The sequence below is a fragment of the Marinobacterium arenosum genome (genome assembly GCF_019795155.1).
Taxonomy (GTDB): Bacteria; Pseudomonadota; Gammaproteobacteria; order Pseudomonadales; family Balneatricaceae; genus Marinobacterium_C; species Marinobacterium_C arenosum.
In genome coordinates this window covers 1-16,581 of sequence record NZ_JAILYN010000069.1, presented here as the reverse complement: position 1 = coordinate 16,581, position 16,581 = coordinate 1, and the positions used below count along the sequence as shown (strand labels likewise).

Sequence of the window (16,581 nt, the reverse complement as noted above, 5' to 3'; positions counted from 1 at the left end):
GAAGAGAATAGGAGCCGGGGCCTCATCTACAGGGCAGTCTTTTCGACTTCGCAGCCCGCCTGGCTCACCGGCTCCTTGCGATGGGCGGTAGCTAATCACCCATCAACGAGAGATACAAGCAGCTCGCTCCGCGAGCGACAGGCTTCAGACTCCGAAAGAACGACCAATGGTCGCGGCTGAAGCCGCTTCTACCTCGATAGCAATCTCAGCGGCGGAGCGGGTCCTTTCAATAGGCATCAAAATAATCAAAAAAATCAGGCGGCGTTCGGCAGTACGAACCGATCATACAGGTAGTCGGCGACGGCCTGATCGGTCTCCAGGTGGAACTCCTGGTTCAACAGTTCGCAGAGCATCACCGCGCTGTCGATCGGCCGCACTTCGGTTTCACCGTGGCGGATCAGGTGCAGGGCGTCGTTGCGCAGCGAGCGGATCTCGTCGGCGTTCTTGGTGCAGACCACCAGGTTGTTGACGAAGCCGGCTGTCGGGTAGCGGTGCGAGAAGAAGTGGCCGGTCAGGCAGTCCGCTTCGCTGTAGTCGCCCAGGTCGAACCGGTACAGGGTAAAGAAGGCGCCATCCTTGAGGATCTGGTAGCCGAAGCTGCCGTCCGATAGCGCCTCGATCCGGTAGGTCGCATCGCCCTGCTCCTGCACCAGGCCGGGCTGCAGCGCCACCGGGTAGCGCGCGCCGTAGTGGCCGAAGCCGGTGTCGACGATATATTGCTGGCCGTTCAGGGTCAGCAGGGTAATGCGATGGCTGCGTGGCGCATCCCTGTCCTGGCCATACACTACCCGTGCCAGCAGGATGCGGACTTCGAAGCCGAGGTCGGTCAGCGCATCGAAGGTCAGCTTGTTGTGCTCGAAACAGTAGCCGCCGCGACCGCGGCGAACGATCTTGTCGAACACCGAGTCGCTGTCGATCGGCACCTCCTGGCCCAGCACCACCGCCAGGCTGTTGAAGCTGTAGCGCTCCAGATGGCGGCTCTGCAGCTGGTTGAGAAACTCGATATCCGGCCAGCCGACGCTTAGCGCCAGGTCTTGCAGGTAGGCTTGAGTATTGGTTGAAATGTTCATCCGGTCGTTCTCCATTCGTTGATGGGACCAGAGTAGCGGGAGGGCGGCGGCGGGTAATTAACCTGGGTTTAGCGGCCTGCTAAATGAATGTTTCGATTGGGGGGCAGAGCGTATTTTCGATTGCAACGTCCGTTCATCCAGCTCCAACCCACCTGCTCCGAGATCTACCACTGCCCCTTGCGCCAGCGCTTCGCAGTCAGCTTTTCCAACCGTCGACGAAAACGCTTGAGAGACAGTGCGCTATCTTCACCCCGTGACAGCTCATGCATCTGTTCGGACAACACCGCGGCTACCGCATGAACGGCATCGTGCCGGTCCAGCCCCTGTCGCGTTAGCCTCGCTAGGGTCACCGGCACCGGCTCCTCGCCCATCGCCAGCTGGTTTTCAACCACCACATGCATCATCGCGTGCATATCCTCGGAGCCCGCCGGCACGTCTTCAAGATGCGCCATGTGGAACTGCTTAACCCGCTGAATACGCTCCTGTTCATCCAGGGCAAGCCATGCTTCAGGGTTAGGCGCTTTCATCGGGTTATAGGCATCAGTTGTCATATTCGGCTCACTGCTCTCGTTCCGGATAGCTTGGTTACCTTCACCTCTTTTCGGCTAGCGCTCCACGGGGCCGGTAACCGATCAGGGCAATGCAATCTTAGCAAGGAAAACAACCTCTCCCCAGACGCCAACTCAACAGGCCGGTCAGGGCCGGCTGGCCTGGTACAGCTCCCACAGCTGCTGTTTCTCCAGCCAGAACATCGGCGTGGTGTGAAACTGGTCTGCCAGCCGCAGGGCGGTATCGGCGCTGATCGCCCGCTGACCGTTAACGATCTCGTTGACCCGGCGGCGCGAGATGCCGAGCTGCCGGGCCAGTTGCGACTGGCTGATGTTCAGCGGGATCAGGTAGCAGCGCTCCAGCAGCTGGCCGGGGTGTTCCGGCCGGCGGGGTTTATAGCGCCAGTGTTGGTTGGTTTGTGAGATCGGCACGATTATACGGTTCGGGGTATTCATGGTTGGCCGCTGTGTGGATGCATTCAGAGAGTGCATACCCTGGCACAACGTTTTACGCATCCTTCTGGCCGGCAAGTCGCCCACGGAATGGGCTGCTACAAGAGCGTGGCGAAAAGCAAAGAGCGGTCGCGACTGAGCCTGCCCGGCCGTAACCCCTCCTACAATTTTGATTTCACCGCCAGCTGCGCTATCGGATATTAAAAAAATCAAAAAAACCGGCGCGGCACTGGGGCCGGCCGGCGTAATGGCTACATCGAGGTTGAACAGGGTTCAGTCGGGACGGTCATCCTTGAACATCCGCCAGCCGCCGATCATCGTGGAGATCAGGCTCTGCCGGGACATGATGTCCTCGCGCACCGCCACGTAGACGTGGATCATCACGAAGATGATCAGGTACCACATCCCCAGGTGGTGCCAGCTGTGCACGCCCTGGCTCTGGCCCAGCAGCGGGATCAGCCAGCCGAACAGCTGGTCGGCCCAGCTGTCCTGGCCCAGCCCTTCGCCGTACAGCGCAAAGCCGGTGAAGATCATGAACAGGTTGCCCAGCACGAACATGAAGAACATCGCGCACTGGCCGAGCGGGTTGTGGCCGATGTATTTCTTCGGCGTTTTCTCCAGGAACAGATACCAGCGCACCTCGTGCCAGGCCTCCCGCCACCATTGCACCCGGTGCAACGGCACCAGGAACAGTTCGCGGGCGTGGCTGTTGCCAACCAGGGCCCAGTAGATGCGGCCGATGAAGGCCACCGCCAGCAGGTAGCCGGCCGCGAAGTGGGCGAAGCGGATATAGCCCATCAGGTAGTTGTCCGATGCCTCGCCCGGCAGGGTCGGCAATGGCGAGCCGATCAGGTAGCCGGTGACGCAGAGGGTCAGCACCGAAAACACGGTGACCCAATGCCACAGCCGCAACGGCGCCTCGTAGACATAGACCGCGGTCTGCCGGCGCTTGATCAGCCCGGCGTCCCGCGTCGCCTGGCTATCGGCGGTGGCGGTCTGTTGTTTGTTGACTGCTGTCGTCATTTCAAACCTCCCAGGCCCCGGCGCCCCGACCTTCTGGTCAGGTGCGGAGCACTTAGCGGATTTTGACCTTGGTGAGTTCCCGGCCATCCTCCGACATCACATGGGTGGAGCAGGCCAGGCAGGGGTCGAAGCTGTGCAGCGTGCGCAGGATCTCGACCGGCTCGTCGGGCCGCTCCATCGGGGTGTTCAGCAAGGCCGCCTCGTAGGCACCGATGTTGCCCTCGGCATCACGCGGGCTGCCGTTCCAGGTGGTCGGCACGATCGCCTGGTAGTTGTCGATCTTGCCATCCTTGATCTTGATCCAGTGGCCCAGCGCGCCGCGCGGCGCTTCGTTGATACCGACCCCCTTGGCCTCCTTGGGCCAGGTACTCGGGTCCCACTTATCCACATTGGCGGTCGAGCTGTCGCCGTTCCTGATGTTGTCGACCAGTTGGTGCCAGTCATCCAGCATGCTGTCGGCACAGAGTTCGCACTCCAGCGCCCGCGCCAGGGTACGGCCCAGGGTAGAGGGCAGGAACTGCTTCAAGCCCAGCTGCAGACCGGTCGCCTGGTTGAAGGTGGCCAGCGAGCGGTTGACCTGCTCCTGCACATATTCGCGGCCGGAAGCGTAGGCGATGATGTAGCGGGCCAGCGGGCCGACCTCCATCGCATGGCCCTTCCAGCGCGGCGCCTTGATCCAGCTGTACTTGGCGGACTCGTCCAGCTGCTTGATATCGGTCCTGCTGCCCTTGGTATTGGGGCCCAGTTCGAATTTCGGCTCGGTGACGCCGTCCCAGGGGTGCAGCCCCTGCTCGTCGTTGTCGCCGTAGCTGTACCAGCTGTGGGTGACGAACTCCTGGATCTCGCTCGGGTCGCGCACATCGACCGGATGTACCTCGTCCCAGTTTCCGTTGACGATGGCGCCGGCCGGCAGCAGGTCGGTCGACTTGTCGCCCGGCACCTGGGTATAGGTGCCGTAGCTGAGCAGGTTCTGCGACGCCAACCCGCCGCCGTACAGCCAGTCCTTGTAGATGCTCGCCACCGCCAGCACGTCCGGCAGGTAGACGTTCTTGGTGAATTCACGCGCTTCCCTGATCCGCTCCAGTACGAAGTTCAGGCTGGTCATGTTGACCGGCGCACCGCTGGCGCCGGTGCCGTCCAAATTGATCGCACAGGCCACGCCGCCGACCATGAAGTTCGGGTGCGGGTTCTTGCCGCCAAAGATGGCGTGGATCTTGACGATATCCTTCTGCAGATCGAGCGCTTCCAGGTAGTGGGCCACCGCCATCAGGTCCGCCTCCGGCGGCAGCTTGTAGGCCGGGTTGTCCCAGTAACCGTTGGCGAACAGCCCGAGCTGGCCGGTCTCGACGAACTTCTTCAGCCGGGTCTGCACATCCTTGAAGTAGCCGGGGCTGGATTTCGGGTGCGCCGGCGACACCATCTGCTGCAGTTCGGAGGTGGCTTTCGGGTCCGCCTTCAGGGCGTTGACCGGGTTGACCCAGTCCAGCGCGTGCAGGTGGTAGAAGTGGACGATATGGTCGTGCACCTGCAGGGTCTTATCCATCAGGTGGCGGATCAGGTGGGCGTTGAGCGGAATCTCGATGCCCAGCGCGTCCTCCACCGCCCGCACCGAGGTCAGCGCGTGCGTGCCGGTGCAGACCCCGCAGATCCGCTCGACGAAGGCCCAGGCGTCGCGCGGGTCGCGCCCTTTCAGAATCACCTCCAGGCCACGCCACATGGTGCCGGTGGAGACCGCGTTGCGGATCACGTTGTTGTCGTCGACATTCACTTCGCAGCGCATATGACCTTCGATCCGGGTGACCGGGTCGACCACGATACGGCGGCCGGTGTTGTCCAGCTGACTGGCGTTCAGCTCGCTCATGATTCCTGCTCTCCTTTATGCTGGGCTCGCTTGATGGCACTGACGGCGGCATGACCGGCGATCGCCGCACCGACGCCGCCGGCCACCGCCATACCGATCTGGTCGGCGTTCTGTTCGATACCGAACTGCTGGATGTTGCTGAGCCGGTCGTAGAACGAGCCCTTGTCCCAGAAGCCCTCCTCGGAGCAGCCGATGCAGCCGTGGCCGGCCTGGATCGGGAACGAGGTGCCCTCGTTCCAGCGCACGGTGGAGCAAGCGTTGTAGGTGGTCGGCCCCTTGCAGCCCACCTTGTACAGGCAGTAGCCCTTACGGGCGCCTTCATCATCCCAGTGTTCGACGAACTGACCGGCGTCGAAGTGCGGCCGGCGGTAGCATTTGTCGTGGATGCGCTGGCTGTAGAACATCTTCGGCCGGCCTTGGCGGTCCAGCTCCGGGATGCAGCCGAAGGTCAGCATGTAAGTGATCACTCCGGTCATCACCTCGGCGATCGGCGGGCAGCCCGGCACCTTGATGATCGGCTTGTCGGTGATCACCTTGTGGATCGGCACCGCCTGGGTCGGGTTCGGCCGCGCCGCCTGCACGCAGCCCCAGGAGGCGCAGGAGCCCCATGCGATGATCGCCTTGGCATCCTTGGCGGCGTGCTTGAGCTGGTCGAGGAACGGCTTGCCGCCGACGATGCAGAACATGCCGTCCTCGTTCAGCGGCGGATTGCCCTCCACCGCCAGGATGTACTCGCCCTTGTACTTCTTCATGGTGTCTTCCAGGCTCTGCTCCGCCTGGTGACCGGCCGCCGCCATCAGGGTGTCGTCGTAGTCCAGCGAGATCATCGACAGCACCACATCCTTCACCAGTGGATGGGCGGAACGGATAAAGGACTCCGAGCAGCAGGTACACTCCAGGCCGTGCAGCCAGAGCACCGGCGTGCGCGGCTTGGTTTCCATCGCATTGGCGATCTTCGGCGCGAAGGTCGGCCCCAGGCCGAGCGCCGCCGCCGTCAGGCTGCAGTATTTGAGGAAGCTGCGCCGGGTGATCCCCTGCCGCCGCATCACCTCGTAAAAGGTTTCGATCTGAGACATTCGGTCATCTCCGCTTGCTTGCTGAAGGAGCGGCGTGCCGCCCGGCCCTTCATTTCTTATCGTTGTTATTGGTTATCCGGTTGCCTCAGCAAAAAACGGTCCATGTTTTTTTGTTTTTAATTTTCAATGGGTTACATGGAAATCAAACAGGGAGGTGACAGAGCGGAAACCAGCTTGCCGGCAAACTGGAAAGTTTTTTTGCAGTTGTTTTGATAATCGGGAGATGGGGACAGGAATGGGGGATATCGCCGGCGGCATCGGCAGGGCATTGTAGGGTCGACTTCAGTCGACCAAACGCCGGCAGGCGTTTTTGCCCAACGCTATTGGCACCCCGGGTGTCACCCTACAACATGATGGGCCCGGCCCACCAGCCGACCGGCCGGCACAACGCGAACGCCATAAACAGAAAAACCGCCCCGAAGGGCGGTTTTACCAGAGTCTATCTAGCTGACAGGCTCAGACCTTGTGGTAGATCTCGGCGCCGGTGTCCTTGAACTCGGCCGATTTCTCGGCCATGCCCTGCTCCGCCTGGGCGTTGATCGCCGCCACCTGTTCGTCGTCCAGCTCGCGCACCTCCTGGGAGATCTTCATCGAGCAGAACTTCGGACCGCACATCGAGCAGAAGTGAGCCACCTTGGCGGACTCCTTCGGCAGGGTCTCGTCGTGATAGGCGCGGGCGGTGTCCGGGTCGAGGCCGATATTGAACTGGTCCTCCCAGCGGAACTCGAAGCGCGCCTTGGACATCGCATTGTCGCGGATCTGCGCCCCCGGATGGCCTTTCGCCAGATCGGCGGCGTGGGCGGCGATCTTGTAGGTGATGATGCCGGTTTTCACGTCGTCCTTGTTCGGCAGGCCAAGGTGCTCCTTCGGCGTTACGTAGCAGAGCATCGCGCAGCCGTACCAGCCGATCATCGCCGCACCGATACCGGAGGTGATGTGGTCGTAACCCGGCGCGATATCGGTGGTCAACGGGCCCAGGGTGTAGAACGGTGCCTCGTGGCACTCCTTGAGCTGCTTGTCCATGTTCTCCTTGATCATGTGCATCGGCACGTGACCCGGACCTTCGATCATCACCTGCACATCGTGCTGCCAGGCGATCTTGGTCAGCTCACCGAGGGTCTCCAGCTCGGCGAACTGGGCTTCATCGTTGGCATCGTAGACCGAGCCCGGACGCAGGCCGTCACCCAGCGAGAACGCCACGTCGTAGGCCTTGCAGATCTCGCAGATCTCTTCGAAGTGGGTGTACAGGAAGTTCTCTTGGTGGTGCGCCAGGCACCACTTGGCCATGATCGAGCCACCACGGGAGACGATGCCGGTCATCCGCTTGGCGGTCATCGGCACGTAGCGCAACAGTACGCCGGCGTGGATGGTGAAGTAGTCCACGCCCTGCTCCGCCTGCTCGATCAGGGTGTCGCGGAACACCTCCCAGTTCAGGTCTTCGGCGACGCCGTTGACCTTCTCAAGCGCCTGGTAGATCGGCACGGTGCCGATCGGCACCGGCGAGTTGCGCAGGATCCACTCGCGGGTCTCGTGGATGTTCTTGCCGGTGGACAGGTCCATGATGGTGTCGGCGCCCCAGCGGGTCCCCCAGGTCATCTTCTCCACCTCTTCCTCGATCGACGAGGTCAGCGCGGAGTTACCGATGTTGCCATTGATCTTCACCAGGAAGTTGCGGCCGATGATCATCGGCTCCAGCTCCGGGTGGTTGATGTTACAGGGGATGATTGCGCGGCCCTCGGCCACCTCTTTGCGGACAAACTCCGGGGTGATCTCGTCCGGCAGCTGGGCGCCGAAGCTGTGGCCCGGGTGCTGCTCGGCTACCACGTTGCCTACCGCCTTCAGCTTGGACAGCTTCATGTTCTCGCGGATAGCGATGTATTCCATCTCCGGAGTGATGATCCCCTGGCGGGCATAGTGCAGCTGGGTCACGTTCTTGCCCGGCTTGGCACGCAGCGGCTTGCGGGTCAGCTCGAAACGCAGGTGGTCGAGGCGCAGATCCGCTTCGCGGGCGCGACCGTACTCGGAGGTTAGCCCAGCCAACTGCTCGGTATCGTCACGCTCGGCGATCCACTGGGCGCGCAACGGCGCCAGCCCCTTGCGGACATCGATCTCGACCTCCGGGTCGGTATAAGGGCCGGAGGTATCGTAGACGTAGAGCGGCTCGTTCTTTTCGCCGCCAAAACCGGTCGGGGTGTCGTCCAGGGTGATCTCGCGCATCGGCACCCGGATATCCGGCCGGCTGCCTTCGATATAGACCTTGCGCGATTTCGGGAACGGCTGGACCGAGTCCTGATCGACTGCGGCCGTCTGACTCAGCGTGGTGTTGGGTTCTGCCATTGGACCTACCTTCAAATTGTTATCGTTCTGATTCAGCATGCGAATCCCGCCGGCCCACCGGATAGCGGCGCCGGCTGCTTTCAGGGATCGATGCCGTGCTGTTGCCAAAGGGCATGAAAATGGTGCACCGGGCCATGCCCCCGCCCGACTGTCAGTGCATCGGCGGCGGCGATCGCCGCGCCTATGTAACGTTTGCCGCCGGCCACCGCCTCGGCCAGCGGCCAGCCGCGCGCCAGCAGCGCGCAGATCGCCGAGGCCAGCGTGCAACCGGTACCGTGGGTGTTGTTGGTTGGCAGCCGGGCCGCGGCCAGTTCGATGCAGTTCCGACCGTCGAAGAACAGGTCGATACTCTGCTCGGCATCGTTCAGGTGCCCCCCCTTCAACAGCACCGCCTGGCTGCCCAATGCGTGCAGTGCCCGCACCTGCTGATGCATCTCGGCCAGCGAGCCGGACTCATCGCAGCCCAGCAGCACCGCCGCCTCAGGCAGGTTCGGGGTTAGCAGGGTCGCCTGCGGCAGCAGTTCGGACTTCAATACCTCGACGGCGCTCTGCTGCAGCAACGCATCACCGCTCTTGGCGATCATCACTGGGTCGATCACCAGCGGACGGGACGGACGGGCCGCCAACGACCGAGCGACGACCGCAACCGTGCCGGCATCACCGAGCATGCCGGTCTTGATCGCCGACACATCCAGGTCGTCGAATACCGCGTCCAGCTGGGCCTGGATCATCTCGACCGGCACCGGCTGGATCGCCCGAACCTCGCGGGTATTCTGCGCGGTCAGCGCACTGATCACCGAAGCGCCATAAGCGCCCAACGCGGAGAATGTCTTCAGATCGGCCTGGATACCTGCGCCGCCGCCGCTATCGGAGCCGGCAATGGTCAACGCAATCGGCGTATTAGCTGTTCGGGTCATCGGCATCATCCACTTGGGGATAATCCGCACCGATGCCCGGTAAAGGGAGTTTCTGCATCATGGACGGTTTATCTCGCTTTCCTACGCCGGTATCAACCGGATCAGGTTCTACGGGTTTAATCTCAGCCAGCGACAACCGGCACCCCGACAAGACGTCGCGACTAGTGTAGGGGGTCAGGCAACCCTTTGTCTATGTACCAGTTGACCGTTTCAGCCACTACCAACTGGCCCAATCCAGCCCCGGCGAGCGAAAATTAGGAATTTTTCCTATAGGCAAATCTGACCCATCAGCCATACTGGGACACGTGGATCTCATGCACGAATCGATTGCCAGGACGGCACCGATGACACGGATGGAAAGCGGCAAGGGACCGCAGGGATGCAAGCAGGATGCAACTGGATAGCCGCAGGGACTAAAGGATCAACGGATTGCCACTGAATCTGGGAATGAGGCGCTTCAAGGATTGAAGCGCCTCTTTTTTTGGTTATTCGCGGGTGAGCGGAAGCATTTACTTCCAGAGAACAAGTGCCGCGTGGGCACAAAAAACGTGCCCACCCTAACAAGGTTTTGTTGCTTATTCGCGCTTCTGTCGTGGTCGGTACCCAAGGGGCATGCCAAGCCCACTGCTACAGGGGCTGTGCTTCGTAGCAGCCCGCTCCGAGGGCGACACCTACGGATTATGCAAAGCCTGTCGCGGTCGGAGCCCGCTGCTACAGGGGCCGTGCGTCGTAGCAACCCACTCCGAGGGCGACACCTACGGACTACGCCAGGCCAATCGCGGTCGGAGCCCGCTGCTACGGGGCCGTGCTTCGTAGCAGCCCGCTCCGAGGGCGACACCTACGGACTACGCCAGGCCTGTCGCGGTCGGAGCCCGCTGCTACAGGAGCCGCGCTTCGTAGCCGCCCGCGCCGAGGGCGACACCACGGACTACGTTGCCCCATCCGCGAAGAAGCATAAAAACAGAACTACCGCAAAATTAAGAATTTTTCCTATAGGCATACGGCCATAGAAATCCATAATGAGGGTACTGGATCTCCTGTTCACGGATTGAATAGCAAAGGACGGTACAGAGGCGGCAAGGGACCGAATGGACACAGGCAGGAAGCACGGATAAGCCGCAGGGACTTAGGGACACCAACTCGGGGCCTTTCCGGATGAAAGGCCCCTCTTTTCTCTCCGCGCTGTAGCGAATGCTCACTGCATAGCTGCAGTTGCTCATCTACCCTAATATGACCGCCCCATCTACGACATTAGTCGAACTTCCGTCGATCTCTTAAAAAATTAAGAATTTTTCCTATATAAAAATTCGGTATCTGAGCCATACTCAGTGCCGTGGATCTCCTGTTCATGGATTGAATACAAGGATGGCACGCACAGCGGCAAGGGAGCGAACGGACACCGCAGGACGCACTATTGGCCGCACGGAAACAAGGACACCAATAAGGGGGGCTTTTCAGGGAATGGAAAGCCCCTCTTCACTTTTCGGCTCACTCATCCCTACCAAACCCCACCACTCGCAGTGCGCCCACGTTCCAAGCTATATAATGCAAAATCAGGCCACCCGCTGATAGGCTTATAGTCTCCCGCCATTAACCCGCAGATACCGTAGCAACGACCTCAGTCAGCCCCCAACGAGAACAGCCCGATCGCTCCCAGCATCAAAACCGACGCCGCCAGTCGCTGCCAGAACACCCGCGCAGGCGGCAGTGTCTCGGCAAAGCGCCAGCCGGCCAGGCTGAGCAGGAGCGCCAGGGCGATCGAGATCAGCCCCCGGCTGGACTGCACGATACCACCGAACACCACGCCGATCTCGGCAAAGCAGGCGAACAGAAACAGCATCCCCGCCAGCCAGCTGAGCGCCGCCGGTGCGCTGTGCAGCAGCAATCCCCGCTCTTTAAGCCTGGGCCAAAGCAGCAGACTGCCGAGGCCGCAGAGGATGTAGACCAGCGCCACGCTCAGGCCGGCGGCATGCAGTAGCGCTAGCTGATCGAAGGCCCGCATCAGGTAGAGGATACTGAGGTCTGACAGCGCATAGCCGATACAGGCCGCGATTACCCACAGCAATGCCCGTGAGCTGATCCGGCCGCCGCTGGCGCTGAGCCAGAAAGCACAGAGCACGCAGAGCCCGACGCCGGCCCACTGCAGGGCCTGATACTGCTCTGCGAACCAGAAGGTTCCCATCAGCGCCAACACCAGTACTTTCAGCCCCAACAGCGGCGACACCCGCGAGGCCAGCGAATGGCGGATCGCCTGGTACAGCGACAGCTGACCGACCAGGTAGCAGAACGCCGCTGCCAACAGCGGCAACCAGTAACGGTCCAAGTGGACAGCCGCCGGATGCCACAGCAACGGCAACGCCAGCAACGAAACCGCACCGATCAGCAGATGGGTGAGGCTCAGGTGGGCGACCGCGCCGCAGTTGAAGCGGGCGATAAAAGCAGCGGAGCAGATATAGGAGATCGATTGCAGCAGCGCCGCCCCGATGCCATAGAGAATTCCGGCCAGCATCTTGGTCCATCCGTTGATACAGGCTCGGCATTGTGACAGCCGGACCGGGCACTGCCTAGGGAACTTGCGAACAACTCTGTTGCACCTAACGCTGGTCCAGGGAACCGGCCTCGCTGGGCTCGGAACGTTCAGCCGTTACAAACAGAAGCCCGGGCTGGCATCTCGGACGTCTGCCAGAGCGCTTGTGCCAGATCGCGGGCCGGGGTGGTCGCGCCCGTAGCGATCCATTGAGACAAGGCACCGGCCACATCGGGATAGAGCTGCGGCTCCGGCGCCCCCCTCTCCAGCCATTCCGCCAGCATCTTAGGATCGTGCCGTTCCAACACCACCGCCAGGCCGAGCCGTTCCAACACTCGGGCATTGGACAGTTGCTCCAACTGCCCTTTCAACGGCTGGGTCAGTACCTTCTTGCCATACTGGATCGCCTCGCTGATCAGGCCGAAGCCGGAGTTGCAGATAACCCCGGCACAGGACGCCAGATCGTGCTGGAAGCCGTCGCGCGAGAACGGCCGGATATGCAGGTTGCCGCGATCCTCGGGCTTATCGACGCCGGTATAGATATAGAACTGGTAGTCGCCGAGCGGCTGGAAACGCCGCTCCAGCTGATCCAGCGGATCGAACGGCAGATAGACCAGGATCTTGTCCCGCTCGTGACGCGGTGCCAGCGACGGCGGCTGAATCATCGGCGGCAGGATCGGCTGATCGAAGTGATGCCAGTGCAGACCGATGGCATTGTCCACCGGCGCAAACAGGCGCACCATCTTGGCCATCGAACCGGCCCGGACATGACCGGGAACCGGGTACAGGAAGGCGTACTGGTGGGCAATGCCGATGCTGGGCACCCCCTGCTTGCGCGCCGCCCAGGCGCTGACCGGCTCGAAGTCGCTCAGCACCAGGTCATAGCCGGACAGGTCCAATTCACGCTGGTCACGCCAGTACTCGCGCAGGTGCAGGCTGCGCAATGTGCGCCACCAGTCCACCTTGCCGTGGCGCAATGCGAACGTCAGCCCACGGCGGGTCTGGTAGTCGCCGAACGGCTCCATATTGAAGTACTTGTCGGCCTCCCGGCCGCTGAACAGGTAATCGACCTGCAAACCGGCCGCCGCCAGCGCCGGTGCCATGACGCGGGCACGGGTGATGTGGCCGTTACCGGTGGCCTGAACGCCATACAGAATTCGCATTGTCAAAACAGCTCGAAGATATTGAGGCCCAACGCTGCACAGCCGATTCCCAATAGGGCGCCAGCGGCAATGTCACAGGGATAGTGCACCCCCAGCATCACCCGTGACAGGCCGATCAATGCCGCTAGGGTATAACTTAGCGGGCCCAGGGTCGGGTAGAAATTGCTGATCACAGTGGCGAACAGGAAAGCGGCGGCGGCGTGGCCGGAGGGAAAACTGAACTTGTCGGACGGCACGATCGCGGCATCGAAGCCGTCGAACCGGTCACAGGGCCGGTCACGCTTGATGGTGTTCTTCAGCAGCAGATAGAGCGGCAGTTCGATCGCAAAAGCCAGCAGGCCGGCCATCAGGAAAGGGATGCCGTCGACCGCTTCGAACAGTGCCAGGGTAATACCCAGGGTCAGGTAGAAACCGCCATCGCCAAGCTTGGAGATCAACCGGCTGAAGCGGGTCAAGCCCGGCGCACGGGCATGGTCGAGGCACCAGTGGAAGACAACCGTGTCGATACTGACCAGTTTACGCAAGGTGTTCATGGCGGCGGACCTGTAACGGCGGTTATTTAATCGCCATGGTCCACATTCCAGATGACACCCCGGTGACTGCCGATTTACGTTTTAATGACAACGGCTTATGCGTTATCACTGCAACGTAAAGGCGCCACGCCATCGAGCCGGTTGTCAGATCCGGCGGATCAGCCCAGTGACTGTGCGAACCAGTCGGCCGCCTGCTCGACCATCAGATCGGTACACAGCCAGGGCGCCATATGGCCGGTGCGCGGCATCACCCGCAATTCGAACGGATGGCGACAGTGGTCGATCACCCGCTCGGAATAGCTCAATGGCAGCACTTCGTCCCGATCACCATGCAGAATCGCCGCCTTGAACGGGTAGCGGTTGCGCACCACCCCGCAGCGGGTACTAAACAGGCTGGACAGGGTAGACAGCGGGTAGTCGAACACGATCAACGGATCGCTGTTGATCGCGGCACCGGCCGGGTGACCGGCCAGCAGCAGGTCGAAGTCGACGAAACTACGCAGCGGCACCTGCAACCAGGGAAAGAAGAAGGCGCTGCCCCAGGTCCACTGCCAGCCGGCCAGGTGCACCAGGTCCGGCGGCAGGTCCGGCAGCAGCAGCGTGCCGCACAGCAGCGCATCGATCCGTGGCTCCTGCTCGGCGGCCCGTAGCGCCAACAGCGCACCGATCGAGAAGCCAAACAGGCCGAAGCCGCCGTGCAACTCTTCGGCGAGCTGATCGATGGTGGCGCTAACCGCCTGGCAGACCTGCTTGACGCTGTATTCACCACGCGGCCCGGCGGAATAACCATGGCCCGGCAGGTCGATGCCCACCAGGTTGAAGCCGCGCCGCGACAGTTTGCCGAGCAGTTCGCCGTAAAGCTCGACATAGGTGCCGATGCCGGGCAGGAACAGGATGGTCGGCGCCTCTGGATGGTGCAGGTAGAGCTCGCAGTGGATACCCAGGCCGCTGAGTTCAAAGCATTCACGCCGCTGCAGCCAGGGCTCCAGGCCCAGCTGCGCGCGCAGCTGCTGACGACGAACAACATCAGGGTTATCAAACGGCGGGGGGGTAGTCATCTCTGTTTCCTGAGGCCAGTAAAGCGGCGCTAGCGTTGGCAGTGGCGACAGAACACCGTCGAGCGCTGTCCCAGCCGGATCTCCTGCAGCGCTGTACCGCAACCGGGACAGGGCTCACCGGCCCGGCCGTAGACGTTCAGCTGCTGGGCGAAGTAACCGGGCTTGCCGTCACTGCCGACAAAATCCTTCAAGGTGGTGCCACCCTGCTTGATCGCCTGCGCCAGCACCCGTTTTATCTCCTCAACCAGGCAGGCCAGCCGTTGCCTGGAGATGCGTCCGGCGGCCCGCTTGGGATGGATACCGGCAGCATAGAGCGCTTCGTTGGCATAGATGTTACCGACCCCGACCACCACCCGGTTATCCATGATGAAGGTCTTGATGGCAGTACGCCGGCCCTCACAACGTGCGATCAGGTAGTCGGCGTTGAAGTCGTCCTCGAGCGGTTCCGGTCCCAGTCCGGCCAGCAGTTCATGCTGCTGGTCGGCCGGCTGCCAGAGCACCGCGCCGAAACGGCGCGGATCGGTCAGCCGCAGTGCCTGGCCATTGTCCAGGCAGAGATCGACATGGTCATGCTTGCCGGCCTCGCGGTCCGCCTCGATAATCCGCAAACTGCCGGACATGCCGAGGTGGATCAGCAGGGTGCCCCGTTCAAAGCGGATCAACAGGTATTTGGCTCGTCGCTCGACCGCCACCACCGGCTGTTCAGGCAGCAGGTCGTGCAGTTCGGTCGGCACCGGCCAACGCAGCTGCGGCTGGCGCACCACCAACTCGGTTACGGTGCGTCCCAGCAGGTGCGGCGCCACACCGCGGCGGGTGGTTTCCACTTCAGGCAATTCGGGCATGATCGGTCTCGGTTACGGCTACTACGACGCCATGATACCCGATGGCCCCGGCAGCGTCAGGAACGGCGCCGTACCGTCAGGTACACACCGGCCACCGACAGCAGGATACCGGCCAGCGCCAGGGCATTGAGGATCTCGTCGAACAGCAGCCAGGCTTCCAGCGCCGCCTGCGGTGGCACCAGGTAGAAGTAACTGGCCACCCGGCTGGCTTCGCCCTCTCGGATCATGAACAACAACAGCAGGATACCGGCCACTGACAGCCCCAGCACCAGCCAGGCCAGCGACAGGATCAGCTCGGCAGTCCACTGCACCTGACCGCTGTCGAACCACCAGGCCAGCAGCGCCATTGCCAGCGCGGTGGACAGATACTGGTAGAAGGCGCCGACCAGCAGGTCGACACCGCCGCCGAAGCGTTTCTGGTAGAGGGTGCCGATAGAGATCGACAGCAAGGCGACCAGCGCCGCAATCCAGGCTTCTGCGCCCGCCCCGGCGGCTCCGTCAGCGCGGGTCTGGCTGACCACCAGCAGCACCCCGGCCAAGCCAAGCAGCAGGCCCAGCCACTGCACGCCATTCAGCCGTTCACGCAGCCACAACCAGCCAATCAGTGCGGTCAGCAACGGCTGCAGCCCCATGATGATGGCGGTGACCCCGGCCGGCATCTGCCAGTGGATCGCCGAAAACACCGCCCCCAGATAACCGGCATGCACCAGCAGCCCGACCACCAGCTGATGGCCCGCCTGAACCCGGTTCGGCCACTGCGGCCGGCGCCACCAAAGCAGGCTGGCGAAGACCAGCAGGGTCAGCAGCATCCGCGTCAGCAGCACGCTGAACGGCTCCATATGGGGCACCGCGTACTTGGCGCCGATAAAGCCGGTACTCCAGAGCACCACAAAGGCCCAGGGCACCAGCGGAACCAGCTGCTGTCTGTCGACCACCATCTCGTTACCTCCTTGTTTACGGATCGGCATTTCTAATTGTTGCCAAAAGAACGCCGCCAGCCGTCGATCATACCCTGCAGGCCAGACGACAGGCACAAAAAAACCGGCCAACCGGCTAATGCCAGTCAGTTAAGCCAACTGACTGGCATTTTTCTTTCTCACGGGGTAGCGGCATGGGCAGCTCTTTAATGCCCGGGGATAACGCCGCTCTCGCCTTGTCGGCAACACGAAAGTG

Annotated in this window: 14 protein-coding genes and 1 riboswitch; all 14 genes read right to left on the bottom strand. The window is 62.1% G+C overall.

What is annotated here, in order from left to right; genetic code table 11:
• Positions 1 to 254: 254 nt before the first annotated feature.
• Positions 255 to 1,070 (bottom strand): arylamine N-acetyltransferase family protein, encoded by an 816-nt coding sequence (locus K6T12_RS19830; protein WP_222224690.1) that lies wholly within the window; start codon positions 1,068 to 1,070, stop codon positions 255 to 257.
• A gap of 164 nt (positions 1,071 to 1,234) precedes the next feature.
• Entirely contained in the window at positions 1,235 to 1,621 is a 387-nt protein-coding gene (locus tag K6T12_RS19825) for a hypothetical protein (protein WP_222224689.1), read from the bottom strand.
• Between the two features lie 144 nt (positions 1,622 to 1,765).
• Positions 1,766 to 2,074, bottom strand: coding sequence for a HigA family addiction module antitoxin (locus K6T12_RS19820; RefSeq protein ID WP_222224688.1), 309 nt, complete (start codon positions 2,072 to 2,074; stop codon positions 1,766 to 1,768).
• Positions 2,075 to 2,344: 270 nt separating this feature from the next.
• Complete coding sequence (gene cybH, locus K6T12_RS19815; protein WP_222224686.1) at positions 2,345 to 3,094, bottom strand: Ni/Fe-hydrogenase, b-type cytochrome subunit; 750 nt, start codon at positions 3,092 to 3,094, stop codon at positions 2,345 to 2,347.
• A 52-nt stretch (positions 3,095 to 3,146) separates the two neighbouring features.
• On the bottom strand, positions 3,147 to 4,955 hold the full coding sequence (locus K6T12_RS19810; protein WP_255611931.1) for a nickel-dependent hydrogenase large subunit: 1,809 nt from the start codon (positions 4,953 to 4,955) through the stop codon (positions 3,147 to 3,149).
• Positions 4,952 to 6,031 (bottom strand): hydrogenase small subunit, encoded by a 1,080-nt coding sequence (locus tag K6T12_RS19805; RefSeq protein ID WP_222224685.1) that lies wholly within the window; start codon positions 6,029 to 6,031, stop codon positions 4,952 to 4,954. The genes K6T12_RS19810 and K6T12_RS19805 overlap by 4 nt, the downstream gene beginning before the upstream one ends.
• A 456-nt stretch (positions 6,032 to 6,487) precedes the next feature.
• Positions 6,488 to 8,368 (bottom strand): phosphomethylpyrimidine synthase ThiC, encoded by a 1,881-nt coding sequence (gene thiC / locus K6T12_RS19800; protein ID WP_315853634.1) that lies wholly within the window; start codon positions 8,366 to 8,368, stop codon positions 6,488 to 6,490.
• An 80-nt stretch (positions 8,369 to 8,448) separates the two neighbouring features.
• A complete protein-coding gene (thiD, locus tag K6T12_RS19795) occupies positions 8,449 to 9,285 on the bottom strand; it encodes a bifunctional hydroxymethylpyrimidine kinase/phosphomethylpyrimidine kinase (RefSeq protein WP_222224684.1) in 837 nt (278 codons plus the stop codon).
• Between the two features lie 60 nt (positions 9,286 to 9,345).
• A riboswitch (TPP riboswitch) is annotated at positions 9,346 to 9,442 on the bottom strand.
• Between the two features lie 1,461 nt (positions 9,443 to 10,903).
• Positions 10,904 to 11,794, bottom strand: coding sequence for an EamA family transporter (locus K6T12_RS19790; protein ID WP_222224683.1), 891 nt, complete (start codon positions 11,792 to 11,794; stop codon positions 10,904 to 10,906).
• 128 nt (positions 11,795 to 11,922) lie between these two features.
• Complete coding sequence (locus K6T12_RS19785) at positions 11,923 to 12,975, bottom strand: MJ1255/VC2487 family glycosyltransferase (protein ID WP_222224682.1); 1,053 nt, start codon at positions 12,973 to 12,975, stop codon at positions 11,923 to 11,925.
• A 2-nt stretch (positions 12,976 to 12,977) separates the two neighbouring features.
• On the bottom strand, positions 12,978 to 13,508 hold the full coding sequence (locus tag K6T12_RS19780; RefSeq protein ID WP_222224681.1) for a phosphatase PAP2 family protein: 531 nt from the start codon (positions 13,506 to 13,508) through the stop codon (positions 12,978 to 12,980).
• A gap of 158 nt (positions 13,509 to 13,666) precedes the next feature.
• Positions 13,667 to 14,566, bottom strand: coding sequence for an alpha/beta hydrolase (locus K6T12_RS19775; RefSeq protein WP_222224680.1), 900 nt, complete (start codon positions 14,564 to 14,566; stop codon positions 13,667 to 13,669).
• Positions 14,567 to 14,595: 29 nt separating this feature from the next.
• Entirely contained in the window at positions 14,596 to 15,408 is an 813-nt protein-coding gene (gene mutM, locus K6T12_RS19770; RefSeq protein ID WP_222224679.1) for a bifunctional DNA-formamidopyrimidine glycosylase/DNA-(apurinic or apyrimidinic site) lyase, read from the bottom strand.
• Positions 15,409 to 15,464: 56 nt separating this feature from the next.
• Positions 15,465 to 16,346, bottom strand: a complete 882-nt coding sequence (locus tag K6T12_RS19765; protein WP_222224678.1) for a DMT family transporter — start codon at positions 16,344 to 16,346, stop codon at positions 15,465 to 15,467.
• Positions 16,347 to 16,581: the final 235 nt, after the last annotated feature.